A 20,468-nucleotide genomic window follows, 5' to 3' on the forward strand; every position below is an offset into this window, starting at 1 on the left:
CCGCCGGCCCGGCCCCCGGCCCCGCCGCGGCAGCGGGCGCGGTGACGTGCCGGTACGCACCGCGGTGAGGCTCCCCCGGCGCGGGAGGCGGCCGTGTCCCCGCTCCCGCCCGGCGGCCCGGTGAGCGCCGGACACCTCGGCGAAATCCGGCTGTCACGCATGACGTCCGCGGCTCGGGGCACACGGCCCTGGACGACGTAAGGCCTGTTCGGCGGCCCGGACGGCTGTCACGGCCACTGCCGGGGACCGCCCGGCGGCGGGGGCCGCACGGGCCCCGGCGGCTCCTGGCCGAATCGCGGGGCCCGCGGCCACCGGCCGGCGGCCCCCGGGGCGCGGCGGCCGCCTCCCGCGCCGCCGCCCGCACCCCGCCCGACACTCTGCCCGTAAGGACCTGGACGAGACGCCCGCTCCTGTGCATGGCGGCGGCCCGCGGGCCTGGTGGAGAAGGCCGTACCGGGCGGTCGGTCGGTCTGGGGCGGCGGTGTGCGTACAGGGTGGTCCTGTGTCCGGTGCGGCCGTCGTCCGCGCGGCCGCACGGGGTCCGCGTGGACGGATGCCGCCCGCCGTCCGGGGCGCCTGATCGCCCGCCACCGGTCCGGGCCTGGGCGTTGTCCCGGGCGGCGGCGTCCTGGCGCCGGCGGCGGCCGGGACTTTGTGGCCGCAAAGGTGCCCGTAGCGGGCGTACCGGGTCCGTTTCCGGCGGTCTTGCCGGTGGCCAGTGCCCCCGGCAGAACCGCCCGCGCGGGCGGACCCCCGTGCCACCGTCCGTTCACCCGGAACCGGGCGGGTGCCCTCCGGCCGAGGGTGAACGGACGGTTGCCGGCCGCCGCGGAGCGGGCCCGTATTCCTCCTCCGGCGCCGGAAATCCGGAGGCCGCAGGAGAGAGGAGGAAGACGACCTGCGCCCGTGATCTCACCCCGAGTTTTTTGAATATACGCCCGAGGTAGGTTTCCACGGTCTTGATGCTGATGTTCATCCGGGCCGCGATCTGTTTATTCGTGAGACCCGGGCCTATAAGCATCGCGATTTCTCTCTCGCGCGTACTGAGCGGAATTCCGAAATCAATCTCCGGATGGTGTCCGGGGCCCCGTTCGATGAATTCGACGAGTTCCTGTGCGACGGCTGCCGAATCATATGCGGTGAGCCGGTCGAATTCCGTGGCCGCGAAACGGGCGTGCGTGGCCGCGGCGGCCGGGTCACCGGAATCCAGGCAGGCCCGTGCCAGCCTCAGCGCGAAGGGGCCGAGCAAATGCCCCTGCCCGTGGTGCAGGGCGAGGTCGAAACCGCGCTGGAAACACCGCCGGGCCCGTCGGGCGTCGCCGTCGGCCACGGCCTCGCCCAGCCAGCGCCACGCCTCGACGACCGGCGCCGCCCCCTCCCGGCCGAGCCCGGACAGCAGTGGTCCGGCCTCCCCGGCCGCCTCCCGGGCCGCCTCGGCCGCCCCCTGCGCCGCGTGCGCGGCGGCCAGCAGCGCCAGCGCGTGGCTGTGCGCGGCCACGTCGCTCTCCGGCGCGCAGCGCACCGCGCGGCGGGCGGCGCCGAGCGCGGCCCCCCGCGTCGGCTGCCCCGACTCCAGCAGCAGCGCGGCCAGTTCGGCCTGCGCCGCCGGGACGGCGGCACGGTCCTCGGCGGACACCGCGCGCAGTACACGTCTGGCCTGCGAGCGGGCCCCCAGCAGCCGCAGCGCCCGGGCCCGCCACACGGCGGCCTCGGTCCACACGGCGGCCTCGGTCCGCTCCGCGGCCCCGGCGGGGGGTCCTGCCGCCTCCTGCCGGGGCCACAGCCGCGCGTAGCCGGCCAGTGCCTGCGCCGGCCGCCCGCACAGCACCAGGGCCTGGCACCGCAGCAGCCACGCGCCGGGCGGGGCGCCGGGACGTTCCGCCGCCCGGCGGGCGGCCCGCTCCGCGCGGGCCGGCTGGGTGAAGACCGTGGTGCGCGCGTACCTCTCCAGGAGCTGCGCCTGCGCGGCCGTGGGCGGCGCGGCCGTCTCCAGCAGGGCGAGGAGCGCCGCGTCGGTGTCCCCGTCCCAGGCGGGCGCGGCGAGCGCCCGCTCCCGGGCCGCGCGCCGCTGCGCGGCCCCCGCGGCCTGGTGCACCAGGGCCCGGGCCGCGGGACGGCGGAAGCGGAACCACCCCGCCCGGCGGTCCGGCCCGACGATGCCCTCGCTGTGCAGTTCGTCCACCGCGCGCAGGGCTTCCCCGACGGACAGCAGGGCCGTGTGCGCCACCGTCTCCACGGTGAAGGGGTCACCCGCGGCGGCGGCCGCGTCCGCGGCGCGCCGGGCGAGCGGGGACAGCGCGCCCAGATCCAGCGCCTGGACGGACGGCGCCAGCGGAGAGGGGCCGCGGGCCAGTTCGAGGCTGCTGTGGGGGACGCCCCCGGTGCCGGGCGGCTCGCCCTCGGACAGCGCCCGCAGCAGCCCCGGCACCCCTGCCGCGTCCCGCAGGATCAGCTCCCGGTGCAGCGGGGCGAGTCCCTCGGGCAGCAGCGCCGCGGCCGCCTCGCGCGACAGCGGCCGCAGCGGGATGTGGCGCACGGCGCCGTCCGGGTGGGCGAGCGAGGCCAGCCGGCCGGCCCCCGGCCCGCTGCCGCGGTGGACGAGCACCGTGAGCACGGGGGCGTCGGGCGGGCGGCGCAGCAGGTGTTCGGCGAACTCGGCCACCTCCCGCCCCGCGCGGTGTGCGTCGTCCAGCACCAGCAGGAGCCCGCGCCGCCCCGCCAGTTCCTCCAGCGCGGCGCCCACCGCGCGGGCGACCCCATGGACGTCGAGGTCCCGTGGACTTCCGGTGAAGGCGCCGCCCAGGGCCGGGAAGACCTGGGCCAGCAGGCGCAGCCGGGCCGGTCCCAGCCGTTCCAGGGCGGCGGGGTCCGCCGAGGCGAGCTGGTCGTCGAGCGCGTCCACCAGGGCGTGGAAGGGGCGGCCGGTCCCGTCCCGGGCGGCCCGGCCGCACGCCACGGCCCACTCCCGGTGTGCCGCGGCCCGGGCCAGGCGCAGTGCCAGACGGGTCTTGCCGACCCACGGTTCACCGCTCAGCCGCACGAACCCGGCCGCCGTGCGCGCATGATCCAACTCCTCCAGCAGAAGAGCCAGTTCGCGTGCGCGGACGCCCTGCCCGGGCTCACCCGCCTGCCCGTGCGGCACGGAGCCTCCCTCGTCGCTGCGGCTGACGGGCAGGCTGGCGCATCGTCAGGCGCGTTCCAAGAGGTTGCTGCTGGCCGGTGTCTGCATGGCAGGAAGTGCAGGTGGGGGTGGGTGCGGGATGGGACGGTGTCGGGGAATTCCCCGACAGGTGGCCAAGCGGCCGAATGCGCGGTGCAGCGACAAGAAGAGAGGAAAGCGGTCGTAAATTGACGTTCGCGTTGCAGGATTCAACCGTCTTTCGAGTGAGTCTCCAGCGAGTCTCAAGTTTGCGCGGCCCTTCCCTGGATATGCGCGAACCGGGCTTTCCCGCATGGAGGTTGGGGGCCGCGAGGCGGCCCGCGACAACGGCGGAGCCCCGCGGGGGCCAATCACCGGCCGGCGTCCGGCCCGCGGCGCCGGTGGCAGGACGCGTTCTCGCTCATTTGACGTGCGCCAGGAGAAGCGGCGGCGGCCCGTGGCGCGTGCGCCGTATTCGGTCGGGTTATGCCTACGGGCCCGCTGTGACCGCCGACTTCACAACCTCGCCGGGACCGCGGCGTCCACCGCGCCCCGGCGACACCTTCACGTCACCTTCACCCTTCCTCCCGTCCGTGAGGTGACCGCCCGGTGCGGCCGTCCCCGCGCCCGGCGCGGAGGGGCTCGCAGGGGCGCACCCGGCCGGTGCGCGGGACATCGCGCGGCCGTCGCCGGCCCGGCCGCCGGGCCCGCGGGGGGCGGCGGCCCGGCGGGAGGGGGGTTTGCTCGACAACGTGGCGCCCAGGAACGCCCCTGCGGCCCGCGCCGGGGCCCGGGGCGGCCGTCCGTCGCGCGGACGCCGAGGTGGGAGCCGTGATCGACGGCCTTCGCGCGGGGCGCGGCACCGGCCGCGTCCCGGGGGCAGGGGGTTTGCGGTGGCGATCCGGGGCGGCGGGCGGATGCCGCCCCCGACCGCGGGTGCCCGTTTGCGGCGGCCCGCACGGCAGACCGGCCCGGCCGGCGCGGGACGGGTGCCCCGCCCGGCGGCCGGGGCACCCGTCGGCGAACTCGACACCGACCACACGTAACCGAATAATCATCTCGAAGTTACATATGTAGCGCGAAAGATCCGAATTAAACGACCGTTAAGTCTGTCGCGCCCCGGGCGGGCTCCGGCCTCGTGATCAGCGGGCGAAGATCTTGCGGAAGGTGCCCGAGCGGTACAGCGAGATCTGCGTGACGATCTGGAGCACGACCCAGGTGGCCGCGTACAGGGCCGCGTCGAGTGCGGGCACGCTGTCGACGGGCAGGGTGTAGGCCATGATCAGACGCAGCGCGGCGTCCACGAGGAGCCCCAGGCCCCACAGGACGGTCACGGCGCGCCACACGCGCCGGAACGCGACGTCCTGTTCCCACAGGCTCTCCAGCCGTCCGGACCGGCCGGGCAGGAGCGCCTTGACGGCCTGATAGGTGAAGGGGCGGGCGGTGAAGAGGGTGACCAGCAGCCACACGCCCGCGAGAGCGGTGAACAGACTGTTGCGCGCGAGCACGATGCGCGGGCTGGCGGTCACGACCGAGGCGAGCGCGCTCACCGCCAGCAGCGTGATGGTGAAGACGCCCAGGGCGTCGACCTTGCGGTGCCGCACCGCCGCGTACACCGTGTGCAGGGCGGGCGCCGATCCGCTGACCAGCAGCGCGGTGATCTCGTCGGCGCCCAGGTCGCGCAGCACGTAGTAGAGGCCGGCCGGCAGGACGATGTCACAGACCACCGTGGCGAGGAAGCCCCATGCCCCGGCCGGGGCCCTGGGCGACGCGGGGGCCTCGTCCGCGTCCCCGGCGGGCGGGGGCGGCGGGCTGTCGTAGGCGGAACCGGGGGAGGTGGGGGGAGCCATGAGAGGACACTCCTCTGGTGCGGTCGGCATCCGGGCCGGCCGGTGGGCTTGGCGGGACGGTCTTCGGGGGCGGCGTGCTCCGCCCGTCGGCTTCCGGGCCCTCCCCCTGTGGGTGGTCTGCCCGGCAGTGGACCACGGGTGCGCTTACAGGGAGGGCGATTTCCGGTCGTCGTGGACGGCGGCACGCCAGGATCGGACAGCGGTGCTCACTTGCCGCCGGCGGGTCTTTCCCGTTCCGCCGGGCCGTCACCCACGGGCACCCGCACGGCCACCTTGTCCACCAGGTCGACCAGGTCCATGCCCGCCACCACGGCCCGGCGCCTGTCGGCCTCCTCCGGGCCGCCCGCGTCGCCCCGCCGGACCGCGGCCGCGAACTCGGCCAGACAGTTGTGCAGTTGGTCGGCGGCCGGGAGCGTGAACCGCTCCTCGTGGTCCTGCTCCTCCAGCACGAGCACGGGCTGGTGCGCGGGCGGCGGGGTGAAGGCGCGCGTCACCGACAGACGCGCCGCGTCACCCCACAGCGAGTACGTCGACGCGTACGCGTGCTCGAAACCGAACGTCACGTTCGCGAGGACACCGGACGGCGAGACCAGCAGCGCCTGACCCGACAGGTCCAGCCCGTCCGGGCGCGTACGCAGCACCGCCCCGGCCACCTGGAGCCCCTTGCCCAGCAGCAGTTGGGCGGCACGCAGCGGATACACCCCCACGTCCAGCAGGGCCCCGCCGCCCATGTCGGGCACGTAGCGGATGTCGTCGGCGGGCAGCGGAGGGATGCAGAAGGCGGCGTGCATCGTGCTCAGCCGGCCCAGCCGCCCCTGACGCACCAGGTCCGCGGCGAAGGCGTGCTGAGGGTGGTGCAGGAACATGAAGTTCTCCCGCAGGACCAGCCCCCGCTCCCGCGCCAGGCCGGCCAGTTCGCGTGCCTCGTGGGCGTTGACCCCGACCGGCTTCTCGACCAGCACGTGCTTGCCCGCCCGCAGAGCCCGCGCGGCCCAGGTGCGGTGCAGCGCGGTCGGCGTGGAGATGTACACCGCCTCCACGTCCGGGCGCTCCAGCAGCGACGCGAGATCCGCCTCCGCCGCACAGCCGAACTGCTCGGCGAACGCCGCCGTCTTCTGCGCCGACCGGCCCGCGACGGCGACGAGTTCCACCTCCGGCGCGGCCACCGCCCTCGGCAGCGTACGACGGCGCGCGATGGACGAGGTCCCCAGCGCGCCCAGCCGCAGCGGCTGGGCCACTGCCCCGCTCACAGCGACCTCAGCGCCGCGACCAGCGTCCTGGCCTGCACGTTCAAATGGTGGCTGTAGCACAGCAGTTCAGTGAGCTGATGCGGTGTCAGCCAGCGGAACTCGTCCGACACGGCGGGGAAGTCGCTCTCCGTCTCGATGATCATGTAGTGGCTCTGGGCGTTGCGGAACCGGCCGCCCTCCTCGGACAGCACCACGTCGTACCGGGCACTGTCCCGGCGCGCCAGCGCCTGTACGAGATACGGCGGCCGGTCCGCCTCGGGCAGATGCTCGTAGTTCTCCGGCACACACTGCACGGTCGGACCCAGCTCCACCACGTCGAGGAAACCCGGTTCCGCACGGGCCCGCAGCAGAGCGTGCAGAACCCCGTCGATCCGCTTCACGAACAGCGCCGCGACCCCCATGCCACGGGGCTCCAGCAGCGGCTGCGACCAGGCGGGCACCTCACGCCCGCGGGAGGACACGTCCACCGCGACGACGTCGAAGTACAGGCCGTTGCAGTGCGTCACCGCGTGCTGCGTACGCAGCCAGCCCTGCGCCTGCGCCAGCGGGATCGGCGCCACGCTCACCTCGTGCTCCGCACGCCGCCGGGTGATCCAGGTGCGCACCTCCCGGTCGGTGTGCAGGGACCATCCGGCGTCCTCGACCAGGTTCTCCTCGCCGCCACGCCAGTCCGGCAGGCAGGACAGCACCGTACGCGCGTCCATGTTCACCAGGTTGTCGTGCCGCAGCAGCATGTTGACCTGCCCCAGCGTCAGCCAGGCGAAGTCCTCGCCGGCCTCCACCTCCGGGCCCACCTCCACGACCATGTTCCGGTTGCGCTTGTGCAGGAACCACGACCCCTGCTCCGACTGCAGGACGTCCGCCACCACCTGACCCGGCCCGGGCCTGCGGAAGAGGTCCATGTACGGAACCGCCGAACCGCCGTGCACTCCCGTGTAGTTGCTCTTCGTCGCCTGCACGGTCGGCGACAACTGCACGCCGTTCACGTTGCCCGGCTCCGACTTCGCCTGCATCAGCAGGTGCGGAACGCCGTCGAAGTCCCGCAGCGCGATGCCCAGGATCCCGATCTCCGGCTGGTGGATGATCGGCTGCGACCACGTCCGCACCGGCCCGAAGTCCGAGTGCACCGACAGCCCCAGCACCGAGAAGAACCGCCCGCTGTCATGACGCAGATCACCGGTGCGGTTGTCGAAGCGCCAGCCGCGCAGGGCCGCGAACGGCACCCGCTCGACATGCTGCTGCTGCTCACGCTGCCGCTCGTCGATCCAGGCGAACACCTCCGTATTGCTCATCACCCCGCCCTCGACCACCGCCGCCGACGCCGCCAGCCGGGACACGAGGGGAGGGTCCGCGGCACGTGACGGCAACACCAGGTTCATCGCGGTCATGGATGCGCCTCTTCTCCTTCAGGGGTACAGCGATCGGCCCGCGCGCACGACGCTGTCGGCACACGGACGCAGGCCTCGCGGCAGTCGGCTGCCGCCCCTTGAGCGTGCCGTCCGCAGTTCGGGCAGACGCCTAGACTTGTCCCCTTGCCCGGACCCTTGCTCCCTCGCTATGGGGACAGGTCCCGCAGCCCGCGAACGGCACTTCCCGGGCACCCGGGCACCGCTTAGGAATTCCCCTAGAGCACCTGGCAGGAGCGCGGAGCGTGCCGGACACCGTGCAACCGTGAGGGCTGCCCCGACCCCGTCGCCTTGGTGTTTGGAGTGCCATCCATGAACGAGCCGGTACCCGCGGACGCCCGGACCACCGTTTCGGCCCACGAACCCGTGGCCGTGGTCGGCCTTGCGTGCCGGCTGCCCGGCGCGAGCGGACCGGACGCCTACTGGAGGCTGCTCGCGGAAGGCCGCAGCGCCATCACCGACGCCCCCGAGGACCGTCGCACCGGCGCACCGCACGACGACGCCTTCACCACCGGCCGGGGCACCACGATCCCCTACCGCGGCGGCTTCATCGACGCCCCCGCGGACTTCGACGCGGCCTTCTTCGGCATCTCGCCCCGCGAGGCCGAAGCCATGGACCCACAGGCACGACTCGTCCTCGAACTGGGCTGGGAGGCGCTGGAACACGCCGCGCTCCCGGTGACCGGCCTGCCGCACGCCACCGGCGTCTTCGTCGGCGCCGACGTCTCCGACTACGCCGCACTCGTCCACCGGCAGGGCAGCGAAGCCGTCGGCCACCACACCGCCACCGGCCTCAACCGCGGCCTCATCGCGGGCCGCCTCTCCTACGCCCTCGGCATCAGCGGCCCCAGCCTCACCGTCGACAGCGCCCAGTCGTCCTCCCTCGTCGCCGTCCAGCTCGCCTGCGACAGCCTGCGCTCCGGCGACTGCGAACTCGCCCTCGCCGGCGGCGTCCACCTCAACCTCACCCCCGACAGCACCCTGGCCCTCGCCGAGTTCGGCGGCCTCAGCCCCGACGGCCAGTGCCACACCTTCGACGCCCGCGCCAACGGATTCGTCCGCGGCGAGGGCGCCGGCTTCGTCGTCCTCAAACCCCTCTCCCGGGCACTGGCCGACGACGACCGCGTCTACGCCGTCATCCGCGGCGGAGCCGTCAACAACGACGGCACCGGCGCCAGCCTCGCCACCCCCGACGCCACCGCCCAGGAAGCCGCCATCCGCAGCGCCTGCGCCCGCGCCGGCGTCGCCCCGGCAACCATCGACTACGTCGAACTGCACGGCACCGGCACCCGGGTCGGCGACCCCGTGGAAGCCGCCGCGCTCGGCGCCGCCGTCGGCACCGCCCCCGACCGCAGCGCACCCCTGGCCGTCGGCTCGGTGAAGACGAACATCGGTCACCTGGAGGGCGCGGCCGGCATCGCGGGACTGCTCAAGGTGGTCCTCTGCCTGGCCCACGGCCAACTCGTCCCCACCCTCAACCACACCACCCCCAACCCGGCCATCGACCTGGACGGACTCGGCCTGCGCGTCCAGCTGGAGACCACCGAGTGGACCGCGCCGGACCCCGGCCGCCCGCCGCGCGCCGGCGTCTCCTCCTTCGGCATGGGCGGCACCAACGCCCACCTCGTCCTCGAACAGGCACCCCCGCGCACCACGCCCGCACCCCGGCCCGCCACCGGGCAGCCCGCCACCACCGAGCGCCCCGTGGTGCCCTGGCTGCTGTCCGCCCGCAGCCCCGAAGCCCTGCACGCCCAGACCGGACGGCTCGCCGCCCACCCAGCCGCCCACGCCGACCCCGTCGACGTCGGCTGGTCCCTGCTCACCACCCGCACCCCCCTCGCATACCGGGCCGTCGGCGCCGCCACCGACTCCGCCGGCATCCTGCGCCACCTCACCGCCGCCATCCCCCCGGGCCCCGCCGGCGGACACATCGACCGGCCCGTCTTCGTCTTCCCCGGCCAGGGCAGCCAGTGGGCCGGCATGGCGGACGAACTCATGACCACCGCACCCGCCTTCGCCGCCCGGATCGCCGAGTGCGAGGCCGCACTCGCCCCGCACGTCGACTGGTCGCTCTCCGCCGTCCTGCGCGGCGACCCCGGCGCACCCTCCCTGGACCGCTCCGACGTCGAAGTCGTCCAGCCCGTCCTGTGGGCCGTCATGGTCTCCCTGGCCGCCCTGTGGCGGGCACACGGCGTGCGACCGGCAGCGGTCGTCGGACACTCCCAGGGCGAGATCGCCGCCGCCTGCGTCGCCGGCGCGCTGAGCCTGGAGGACGGCGCCCTGGCCGTCGCCCAGCGCAGCAAGGCACTCATCGCGCTCAAGGGCCTCAGCGGCATGATGTCCGTGGCCCTCCCCGAGCCGCAGGCACGCGCCCTCATCGCCGCCTGGGACGGCCGGGTCGCCGTCGCCGCCGTCAACGGCCCCTCCTCGGTCGTCGTCTCCGGCGACACCGCCGCCCTCGACGAACTGACCGCCGAGGCCGAACACCAAGGCGTACGCGTACGCCGCATCGACGTCGACTACGCCTCCCACTCCGCGCACGTCGAAGCCGTCCAGGACGAGGTCCTGCGCCTCCTCGCCCCGCTCACCCCCCGCACGCCCGAGATCCCCTTCTTGTCCACGGTCACCGGCGACTGGCTGCGCGACGCCCGCACCGACGCCGCCTACTGGTACGCCAACCTGCGCCGGCCCGTCCTCCTGGAACCCGCCGTACGGGCCCTGGCCGCCGCCGGACACACCGTGTTCGTCGAGGTCAGCCCGCACCCCGTACTGACCACCCCGGTCCGGGAGACCGCCGAGGCCGCGGCCGCCCACGCGGAGCAGACCGTCGTCACCGGCACCCTGCGGCGCGACGACGGCGGCCTCACCCGCTTCTACACCTCGCTCGGCGAACTCTGGACGCGCGGCGCCGACGTCGACTGGACCCCGGCCTTCACCGCCCACCAGCCCCGCACGGTCGACCTGCCGACCTACGCCTTCCAGCGCCGCCGCCACTGGATCGACGCCACCCCCGGCACCCCCGCACAGCCCCGCACCGCCCCGCCGGCACCCGCCCACCAGCCCCCGGCACCCGCCACACCCACCGGCACCGGGCACGGCGACAGCCTCCGGCTCGTCCGGGAGAGCGCGGCCCTCATCCTCGGCCACACCGACGCCGACTCCATCGACCCCGCACGCTCGTTCAAGGACCTCGGCTTCGACTCGGTCACCGTCGTCGAACTGTGCGACCGCCTCAACCGGGCCGCCGGCCTGCGCCTGCCCGCCACCGTCGTCTACGAGCACCCGACCCCGGCCCGCCTGGCCCGCCACCTCGACGCGGCACACGACACCACCGGAACCGGGACGGACGTACCGGTGGCGCGTGGTGCCGTCGACGGCGAGCCGATCGCGATCGTGTCGATGGGGTGCCGGTATCCCGGTGGGGTGCGCTCGCCGGAGGACTTGTGGCGGCTGGTGCGTGAAGAGGCCGACGTCATCTCGGAGTTCCCCGCGGACCGGGGCTGGGACCTGGACGCGCTCTACGACCCGGACCCCGACCGCAGCGGCACCAGCTACGTCCGCGAGGGCGGATTCCTGCACGACGCGGCGGAGTTCGACGCCGGGTTCTTCGGGATCTCGCCGCGCGAGGCTCTGGCCATGGACCCGCAGCAGCGCCTGCTGCTGGAGACCACCTGGGAGGCGCTGGAGCGCGCCGGCATCGACCCGCACCGACTGCAGTCCACCCCCACCGGCGTCTTCATCGGAGCCACCGCCCCCGAGTACGGTCCGCGCCTGCACGAAGCCGTCGAAGCGGTCGAGGGCCACGTCCTCACCGGCACCACGGCGAGCGTCGCCTCCGGCCGCATCGCCTACACCCTGGGCCTGGAAGGCCCCGCCGTGACGGTCGACACGGCCTGCTCGTCCTCGCTGGTCGCCCTGCACATGGCCGTCCAGTCACTGCGCTCCGGCGAGTGCTCCCTCGCCTTCGCCGGAGGCGCCACCGTCATGGGCGCCCCCGGCATGTTCGTGGAGTTCAGCCGGCAGCGCGGGCTCGCGGCCGACGGACGCTGCAAGCCGTTCGCCGAAGGCGCGGACGGCACGGCCTGGGCCGAAGGCGTGGGCGTCCTGCTGCTGGAGCGGCTCTCCGACGCCCGCCGCAACGGACACCAGATCCTCGCGGTCGTCCGCGGCTCCGCGATCAACCAGGACGGCGCGTCCAACGGCCTGACCGCCCCCAACGGCCTGTCCCAGCAGCGCGTCATCCGCGCCGCCCTGGCGAACGCGGGCCTGTCCGCCCAGGACGTCGACGTGGTCGAGGCGCACGGCACGGGCACCAAGCTCGGTGACCCGATCGAGGCGCAGGCGCTGCTGGCCACCTACGGGCAGGACCGGGACGCGGACCGGCCCCTGTGGCTCGGCTCGGTGAAGTCCAACATCGGTCACAGCCAGGCCGCTTCGGGTGTGGCCGGGGTCATCAAGATGGTGCAGGCGATGCGGCACGGTGTGCTGCCCAAGTCCCTGTACGCCGACGAGGTGTCGTCGTTCGTGGACTGGTCGGCCGGCGCGGTCGAGGTCCTCTCCCAGGCACGGCCCTGGCAGGAGGACGACCGCCCCCGGCGCGCCGGCGTCTCCTCGTTCGGCGTGAGCGGCACCAACGCCCACGTCATCATCGAGCAGCCCGGTTCCGAGGAGTCCGGACCGGCGGCCACCGAGCCCGCTCCCGGGACCGACGACGTACCGAACGGCCTGCCGGACGACCTGGTGGTGCCCCTGCTGGTGTCGGCCCGCTCGGACAAGGCCCTCAACGGCCAGACGGAGCAGCTCGTCTCACACCTGCGGGAGGTGGGTGCGCGTCCGGTCGATGTGGGCTGGACGCTGTTGCACCACCGTTCCGTGTTCGAGAACAGGGCGCTGGTGATCGGCTCGGAGGTCGTCGCCTCCGGTGTCGCCGCCTCCGCCTCCGCTTCCTCGTCTTCGTCCACCGTCTTCGTGTTCCCGGGTCAGGGTGCGCAGTGGGTGGGGATGGCGGTCGAACTCCTGGATTCCTCGCCGGTGTTCGCGGCTCGCTTCGGTGAGTGTGCGGCGGCGTTGGGTGAGTTCGTCGACTTCGACCTGCTGGATGTGATCCGCGAGGGCCGGTCGCTGGACCGGGTGGATGTGGTGCAGCCGGTGTTGTGGGCGGTGATGGTGTCGCTGGCGGCGTTGTGGGAGTCGTTCGGTGTGCGTCCGTCCGCGGTGGTGGGGCATTCGCAGGGTGAGATCGCGGCCGCGGTCGTGGCGGGTGCGTTGTCGTTGCAGGACGGTGCGCGGGTGGCGGCACTGCGCAGTCGCGCGATCACCGCACTCGCCGGACACGGTGGCATGGTGTCCGTCGCGCTGCCGCGGGACCGCGCCGAGGAGCTGATCTCCGGCTGGGACGGTCGTATCTCGGTCGCTGCGGTCAATGGGCCGACGTCGGTCGTGGTCTCCGGTGACGCCGACGCGCTGGATGAACTCGTCGAGCAGGCCGGCGGGCGGGATGTTCGGGTGCGGCGGGTGGAGGTGGACTACGCCTCGCACTCCGCGCATGTCGAACTGATCCGGGAGGAACTCCTGGAGGTCCTCGCGCCGGTGGTGGCACGCGAGCCGGAGGTGCCGTTCTTCTCGACGGTGACGGGGGAGTGGCTGGAGTCGGCGGTCACGGATGCCGGGTACTGGTACACGAACCTGCGTCAGACCGTTCAGTTGGAGCCCGCGGTCCGCGAGTTGATCGCTTCGGGGCATGGTGCGTTCCTGGAGATGAGCCCGCATCCGGTGCTGACTGTTCCGGTGGCGGAGACGGTGGAGGCGGCCGGGAGTGAGGCCGTGGTCACCGGGACCCTGCGCCGGGGCCAGGGCGGACTGGCGCGTTTCTACACCTCGCTGGGTGAGGCGTGGACGCGTGGTGTCGGTGTCGACTGGAGTCAGGCCTTCGCCGGGCAGCGGCCGCGGCGGGTGGAGTTGCCGACGTATGCCTTCCAGCGCCAGCGGTTCTGGTTGGAGTTGCCGAAGGCGTCTGCTGCGGTGGTGGATCCGGTGGACGAGGCGTTCTGGAAGAGTGTCGAGGACGGTGACCTGGAAGGGTTCGCCCGTACCCTCGGTATCGAGGACCAGGAGTCACTGGGTTCGGTGGTGCCGGCTCTGTCGTCGTGGCGCAAGGGGCGTCAGGCCCGTTCCACCCTCGACAGCTGGCGCTACCGCATCGTCTGGCGGCCGCTGTCCACCCACGCGCCCACCGGCGCCCACGCCGACGGCACCTGGCTGCTCGTCGTCCCTGAGACGTTCGACGACGCCCCGCTGTTCCGGGCCGTCCTCGGCGCGCTCACGGAACGCACGGACGGCGTCAGCGTCCTGACGGTCGGCACCGCGGACTCCGAGCGGCAGCGGCTGGCGGAACGCCTGCGGGCCGAGGCCGAGAACCGCACCTTCGGCGGCGTCCTGTCCCTGACCGGCCTCGACGAACTGCCGCACCCCGAGCACCCGTCCGTACCCCGGGGCCTGGCCGTGAGCCTCACCCTCGTCCAGGCGCTGGGCGACGCGAAGATCGAGGCACCCCTGTGGTGCCTCACCCGTGGCGCCGTCGCCACGGCCGACGACAGGGCACCCGCCGCTCCCGTCCAGGCAGGCATCTGGGGACTCGGCCGGGTAGCCGCCCTGGAGCACCCGAAGCGCTGGGGCGGTCTGATCGACCTCCCCGAGACGGCCGACGAGTCCACCCTGAAGCTGCTCGTGCACCTCCTCGCCGGCCAGGGCACCGAGGACCAGATCGCCGTCCGCGCCGGCAAGGCCTTCGGCCGCCGGCTGATCCGCGCACCGTACGGCCACGCACCCGCCGCCCGCTCCTGGAAACCGAGCGGCACCGTCCTCGTCACGGGCGGCACCGGCGCCCTCGGGGGCCGCATGGCGCGCTGGCTCGCCGGCCAGGGCGCCGCCCATCTCGTACTGACCGGGCGCCGCGGCGCCGACACACCGGGCACGGACGAGCTCCGCCGGGAACTCCAGGAGCAGGGCACCGCGGTCAGCATCGTCGCCTGCGACATGGCCGACCCGGACTCCGTCACCGGGCTGGTACGGCACCTGGAACAGGAGGACGTGCCGCCCGTCCGCACGGTCGTGCACGCCGCGGGCATCAGCGCCCTCGGATCCCTCGACGACGCCGGGATCACCGACCTGGTGTCGACCCTGTCCGGGAAGGTCCTCGGCGCCGACCACCTCGACGCCGCACTCGACCCGGCCGCACTCGACGCCGTCGTCTACTTCTCCTCCATCTCCGGGACATGGGGCGTCGCCGACCACGGCGCGTACGCCGCCGCCAACGCCATCCTCGACGCACGCGCCGAGCAGCGCCGCGCGGACGGCGTGCCCGTCCTCTCGGTCGCCTGGGGCCCCTGGGCGGGCGGCGGCATGATCGCCGAGGACCTCCAGGACACCCTCCGCCGCCGCGGCGTGCCCGTCATCGATCCCGACACCGCCGTCACCGGCCTCCAGCAGGCACTGGACCACGACGAGACGCTCATCGCACTCGCCGACGTGGACTGGCGGCGCTTCGCCGGGGTGTTCACCTCGGTCCGGCGCAGTGACCTCCTCGCCGAACTGCCCGAGGCGCAGCCCGCCGACGACGAGAACCAGGCCTCTGCGACCGACCCCGCGCCGCTCCAGCACCTGACACGACTCGACCCGGCCCGGCGCCGCACGGCGCTGCTGGACCTGGTGAGCCGGCAGGTGGCCACCGTCCTCGGCCACGACGGCGCGGAGAACATCGACACCGAACTCGCCTTCAAGGACCTCGGCTTCGACTCGCTCACCGCCGTCGAACTGCGCAACCGCCTCGGCCGGACCACAGGACTGCGGCTGCCCACCACCGTCGTCTTCGACCACCCCAGCATCTCGGCCCTGGCCGACCTCCTCGAAGAGCAGGCCTTCGGCTCCCGGCAGGACCCCGCGGAGACCGCTGCGCCGGTGACGCACGGTGCCGTCGACGGTGACCCGATCGCGATCGTGTCGATGGGGTGCCGGTATCCCGGTGGGGTGCGCTCGCCGGAGGACTTGTGGCGGCTGGTGCGTGAAGAGGCCGACGTCATCTCGGAGTTCCCCGCGGACCGGGGCTGGGACCTGGACGCGCTCTACGACCCGGACCCCGAGCACAGCGGCACCAGCTACGTCCGCGAGAGCGGCTTCCTCCAGGACGCCGCGGAGTTCGACGCCGCGTTCTTCGGGATCTCGCCGCGCGAGGCCCTGGCCATGGACCCGCAGCAGCGCCTGCTGCTGGAGACCACCTGGGAGGCGCTGGAGCGCGCCGGCATCGACCCGCGGGCACTGCGCGGCAGCAGCACCGGTGTCTACCTGGGCATGACCGACCAGGAGTACGCCGCCCAACTGCGCGCCGCCGCCGGGGAGGCCGAGGGCTACCTGGCCACCGGAGCCGCGGCGAGCGTCGCCTCCGGCCGCGTCGCCTACACCCTGGGCCTGGAAGGCCCCGCCGTGACGGTCGACACGGCCTGCTCGTCCTCGCTGGTCGCCCTGCACATGGCCGTCCAGTCACTGCGCTCCGGAGAGTGCTCCCTCGCCCTGGCGGGCGCCGTCACCGTGATGTCCGGGCCCGGACCCTTCATCGCCTTCAGCAGGCAGCGGGCCCTGTCCCCGGACGGCCGCTGCAAGCCCTTCTCCGCCGAAGCCGACGGCTTCGCCCTGTCCGAGGGCGTGGGCGTCCTGCTGCTGGAGCGGCTCTCCGACGCGCGCCGCAACGGGCACGAGGTCCTCGCGGTCGTCCGGGGTTCGGCGATCAACCAGGACGGCGCGTCCAACGGACTGACCGCCCCCAACGGACCCTCCCAGCAACGAGTGATCCAGGCGGCGCTGGCGAACGCGGGCCTGTCCGCCCAGGACGTCGACGTCGTCGAGGCGCACGGCACGGGCACCAAGCTCGGCGACCCGATCGAGGCGCAGGCGCTGCTGGCCACCTATGGGCAGGACCGGGACGCGGACCGGCCGTTGTGGCTGGGTTCGGTGAAGTCGAACATCGGTCACAGCCAGGCCGCTTCGGGTGTGGCCGGGGTCATCAAGATGGTGCAGGCGATGCGGCACGGTGTGCTGCCCAAGTCGCTGCACGCCGACGAGGTGTCGTCGTTCGTGGACTGGTCGGCCGGCGCGGTCGAGGTCCTCTCCCAGGCACGGCCCTGGGAAGAGAGCGAGCACCCCCGGCGCGCCGGGGTCTCCTCCTTCGGCATCAGCGGCACCAACGCCCACGTCATCATCGAACAGCCCGAACCGGTACCCACCGAGCCCGCCCGCACGGACGCGCCCGACCCCACGGGAGTGAGTTTCCCCCTGCTGGTGTCGGCCCGCTCAGAAAAGGCCCTCAACGGCCAGACGGAGCGGCTCGTCTCACACCTGCGGGAGGTGGGTGCGCGTCCGGTCGATGTGGGCTGGACGCTGTTGCACCACCGTTCCGTGTTCGAGAACAGGGCGCTGGTGATCGGCTCGGAGGTCGTCGCCTCCGGTGTCGCCGCCTCCGCTTCCTCGTCTTCGTCCACCGTCTTCGTGTTCCCGGGTCAGGGTGCGCAGTGGGTGGGGATGGCGGTGGAACTCCTGGATTCCTCGCCGGTGTTCGCGGCTCGCTTCGGCGAGTGTGCGGCGGCGCTGGACGGGTTCGTGGAGTGGTCGTTGATGGATGTGGTGCGGGGCGTGGAAGGTGCTCCGGGGCTGGACCGGGTGGATGTGGTGCAGCCGGTGTTGTGGGCGGTGATGGTGTCGCTCGCGGCGTTGTGGGAGTCGTTCGGTGTGCGTCCCTCTGCGGTGGTGGGGCATTCGCAGGGTGAGATCGCGGCCGCGGTCGTGGCGGGTGCGCTGAGTCTTCAGGACGGTGCGCGGGTTGCGGCATTGCGCAGTCGTGCGATCACCGCACTTGCCGGACACGGTGGGATGGTGTCGGTCGCGCTGCCCCGTGAGCGGGCCGAGGAGCTGATCTCCGGCTGGGGTGGCCGTATCTCGGTCGCTGCGGTCAACGGTCCGACGTCGGTCGTGGTCTCCGGTGACGCCGACGCCCTGGATGAACTCGTCGAGCAGGCCGGCGGGCGGGATGTTCGGGTGCGGCGGGTGGAGGTGGACTACGCCTCCCACTCCGCGCATGTCGAACTGATCCGGGAGGAACTCCTGGAGGTCCTCGCCCCGGTCGTGGCACGCGAACCCGAGGTGCCGTTCTTCTCGACGGTGACGGGGGAGTGGCTGGAGTCGGCGGTCACGGATGCCGGGTACTGGTACACGAACCTGCGCCAGACCGTCCAGCTGGAGCCCGCGGTCCGTGAGTTGATCGCTTCGGGGCATGGCGCGTTCCTGGAGATGAGCCCGCATCCCGTCCTGACCGTTCCGGTCGCGGAGACGGTGGAGGCGGCCGGGAGTGAGGCCGTGGTCACCGGGACCCTGCGCCGGGGCCAGGGCGGACTCGCCCGCTTCTACACCTCCCTCGGTGAGGCCTGGACGCGTGGCGTCAGCGTCGACTGGGCCCCCGCGTTCACCCCCTACACACCACACCGAGTCGAACTGCCCACCTACGCCTTCCAACACCAGCGCTACTGGCTGGAGTTGCCGAAGGCCTCGGCCGCGGTGGTGGATCCGGTGGACGAGGCGTTCTGGAAGAGTGTCGAGGACGGTGACCTGGAAGGGTTCGCCCGCACCCTCGGCATCGAGGACCAGGAGTCACTGGGCGCGGTCGTGCCCGCCCTGTCGTCCTGGCGCCGCAGCCGGCGCGAGCGTTCCACCCTCGACAGCTGGCGCTACCGCATCGTCTGGCGGCCGAAGCCCGAACCGGCCACACCCGCCCCGACTCTCGACGGCACCTGGCTCGTCGCCGTCCCCGAGACCCACCAGGACGACGATCTCGTCGCGGCCACCCTCGACGCCCTGCACGCCGCCGGTGCCCGGACCGTCACGCTGTCCGTACCCGGCTCCGCCCAGCGCGGCGAGCTGGCCGGGCGACTGCTCGCGGACCTTCCCGCCGACGTGACACCGGACGGTGTCCTGTCCCTGCTCGCCCTCGACACCCGTGCGAGCGAACACGGTCCGGGCGTCCCGTACGGTCTGCTCGGAACGATGGCGCTCGTCCAGGCACTCGACGACGCCGCGATACCCGGCCGACTGTGGTGCCTGACCCGCGGCGCGGTCTCGACCGGCGAAGGCGACGGCGCCCCCGATCCCGCGCAGGCCGCCGTGTGGGGACTCGCCCGGGTGATCGGCCTCGACGACCCCGACCGCTGCGGCGGCCTCGTCGACCTGCCCGCCGGGGACACGCAGTCCGCCCTACCCCTCGCACTTCCCGCCCTGCTCACCGCGCAGAGCGGGGAAGACGGCGGCAGGGAGACCGAGTTCGCGGTACGCGGGGCAGACATCAGCGTCCGCCGCATGATCCGTACACCGCTCCACGCGTCCGCGACCGACGGCGACACATGGCGACCGCGCGGCACGGTCCTCGTCACGGGAGGAACGGGAGCCCTCGGCTCGCAGGTCGCCCGGTCCCTGGCACAGGACGGCGCCGCACACCTGATCCTGACCAGCAGGCGCGGCCTTCAGGCGCCCGGAGCCGCCGCACTGCGCGACGAACTCACCGCCCTCGGCTGCCGCGTGACCATCGCCGCCTGCGACGTCGCCGACCGCACCGCACTCGCCGCGCTGCTCGACCAGGTGCCCGACGAAGCACCCCTCACCGCGGTCGTCCACACGGCGGGCGCGGTCGAGACGGCACGGCCGCTGGGCGACCTCACCCCCGAGGACGCCGCCGGCGTGATGCACGCCAAGGTGCGCGGCGCGCAGAACCTCCACGACCTGCTGACCGGACACCCCCTGGACGCCTTCGTGCTGTTCTCCTCCGGCGCCGGCGTCTGGGGCAACGGAGGACAGGCCCCGTACGCCGCGGCCAACGCCCACCTCGACGCCCTCGCCGAACAGCGCCGCGCCCAAGGGCTGCCCGCCACCTCGATCGCCTGGGGAGCCTGGGCGGGCGGCGGCATGGTCGACGAAGAGGTCGGCGAGCAACTGCTGCGCCGCGGTGTCCCGGCGATGGCCCCCGAACTCGCGGTCCGCGCCCTGGCCGGGGCGGCCGCCGGGCGGCCGAGCACCCTCGTGGTCGCCGACATCCGCTGGGACCGGTTCCTGCCCGCTTACTCCGCCCACGGACACCGGCCGCTCCTCGACGAGGTGCCCGAGGTACGGGAACTCCTCGCCGCACGGGACGCCGCGCGGCCCGAGGCCCAGGACGGCGGAGCCGACGCGGCCACCGCGCTGCTGGCCGAACTGGCCGCACTGCCCGAGGCCAAGCGCCGGCGCCGGCTCGTCGACCTGATCCGCACCCATGTGGGCGCGGTCCTGGGACACGGTCCCTCCGACACCGTCAAACCGGGGCGCGCCTTCCGCGACATGGGATTCGACTCCCTGACCGCGGTGGAACTGCGCAACCGGCTCAGCGGCGTCTTCGGCACCCGCCTCTCGGCGACCATCGTCTTCGACCACCCCACGCCGAACGCCCTCGCCGACCACCTCGACGCGGAACTGCTGCCGGCCGTGAGCGGACCGGCCACCGATCTGCCCGCCGGTCTGCAACAGCTCGAAACCGCCTACCGGCAGGCGTCCGACCCCGCCGCACGGCAGGCACTCACCGCATCACTGCGCACACTGCTGGACACCTGGGCCGCATCCGAAGAGCCGGAAGAGGCGACGGTCGACGAGGAACTGCTCGCCGCCTCCGACGAGGACATGTTCGACCTGATCGACAGGGAACTCGGGATCTCCTGAGCGGAACCCCGTCATGGCTCCCGATTCTCGAAGGGCTGACTTT

The 20,468-nt window shown here is 73.6% G+C and carries 5 protein-coding genes; 1 reads left to right on the top strand and 4 read right to left on the bottom strand.

Annotation, left to right across the window (positions count from 1 at the left end):
* Positions 1–769: 769 nt before the first annotated feature.
* From ACFV2J_RS34610 to ACFV2J_RS34625, 4 genes are all read right to left on the bottom strand, one after another.
* Positions 770–3,142 (bottom strand): LuxR C-terminal-related transcriptional regulator, encoded by a 2,373-nt coding sequence (locus ACFV2J_RS34610; RefSeq protein WP_385442386.1) that lies wholly within the window; start codon positions 3,140–3,142, stop codon positions 770–772.
* A gap of 1,139 nt (positions 3,143–4,281) precedes the next feature.
* The gene (locus ACFV2J_RS34615) at positions 4,282–4,989 is read right to left on the bottom strand and encodes a VC0807 family protein (RefSeq protein ID WP_385087108.1); all 708 of its coding nucleotides are present in this window, start codon (positions 4,987–4,989) and stop codon (positions 4,282–4,284) included.
* A 206-nt stretch (positions 4,990–5,195) separates the two neighbouring features.
* Complete coding sequence (locus tag ACFV2J_RS34620; RefSeq protein WP_385087105.1) at positions 5,196–6,239, bottom strand: Gfo/Idh/MocA family protein; 1,044 nt, start codon at positions 6,237–6,239, stop codon at positions 5,196–5,198.
* Positions 6,236–7,627 carry an NDP-hexose 2,3-dehydratase family protein gene (locus ACFV2J_RS34625; RefSeq protein ID WP_385087102.1) on the bottom strand — a complete coding sequence of 464 codons (1,392 nt, stop codon included), beginning with the start codon at positions 7,625–7,627 and terminating at the stop codon, positions 6,236–6,238. Before ACFV2J_RS34625 ends, ACFV2J_RS34620 begins: the two co-directional genes overlap by 4 nt.
* A 330-nt stretch (positions 7,628–7,957) precedes the next feature.
* On the opposite strand from ACFV2J_RS34625, the gene ACFV2J_RS34630 reads away from it, so the two are divergent.
* Positions 7,958–20,425 carry a type I polyketide synthase gene (locus ACFV2J_RS34630; protein ID WP_385442390.1) on the top strand — a complete coding sequence of 4,156 codons (12,468 nt, stop codon included), beginning with the start codon at positions 7,958–7,960 and terminating at the stop codon, positions 20,423–20,425.
* Positions 20,426–20,468 lie beyond the last annotated feature (43 nt).

Origin of the sequence: Streptomyces sp. NPDC059668 (assembly GCF_042734135.1) — a bacterium.
In the GTDB taxonomy this organism is placed as follows: Bacteria; Actinomycetota; Actinomycetes; order Streptomycetales; family Streptomycetaceae; genus Streptomyces.

Bases quoted from the DNA above. Each gene is read 5' to 3' on its own strand.
- ACFV2J_RS34615 (WP_385087108.1), bottom strand. From the start codon at position 4,989: ATGGCTCCCCCCACCTCCCCCGGTTCCGCCTACGACAGCCCGCCGCCC.
- ACFV2J_RS34625 (WP_385087102.1), bottom strand. From the start codon at position 7,627: ATGACCGCGATGAACCTGGTGTTGCCGTCACGTGCCGCGGACCCTCCC.
- ACFV2J_RS34630 (WP_385442390.1), top strand. From the start codon at position 7,958: ATGAACGAGCCGGTACCCGCGGACGCCCGGACCACCGTTTCGGCCCAC.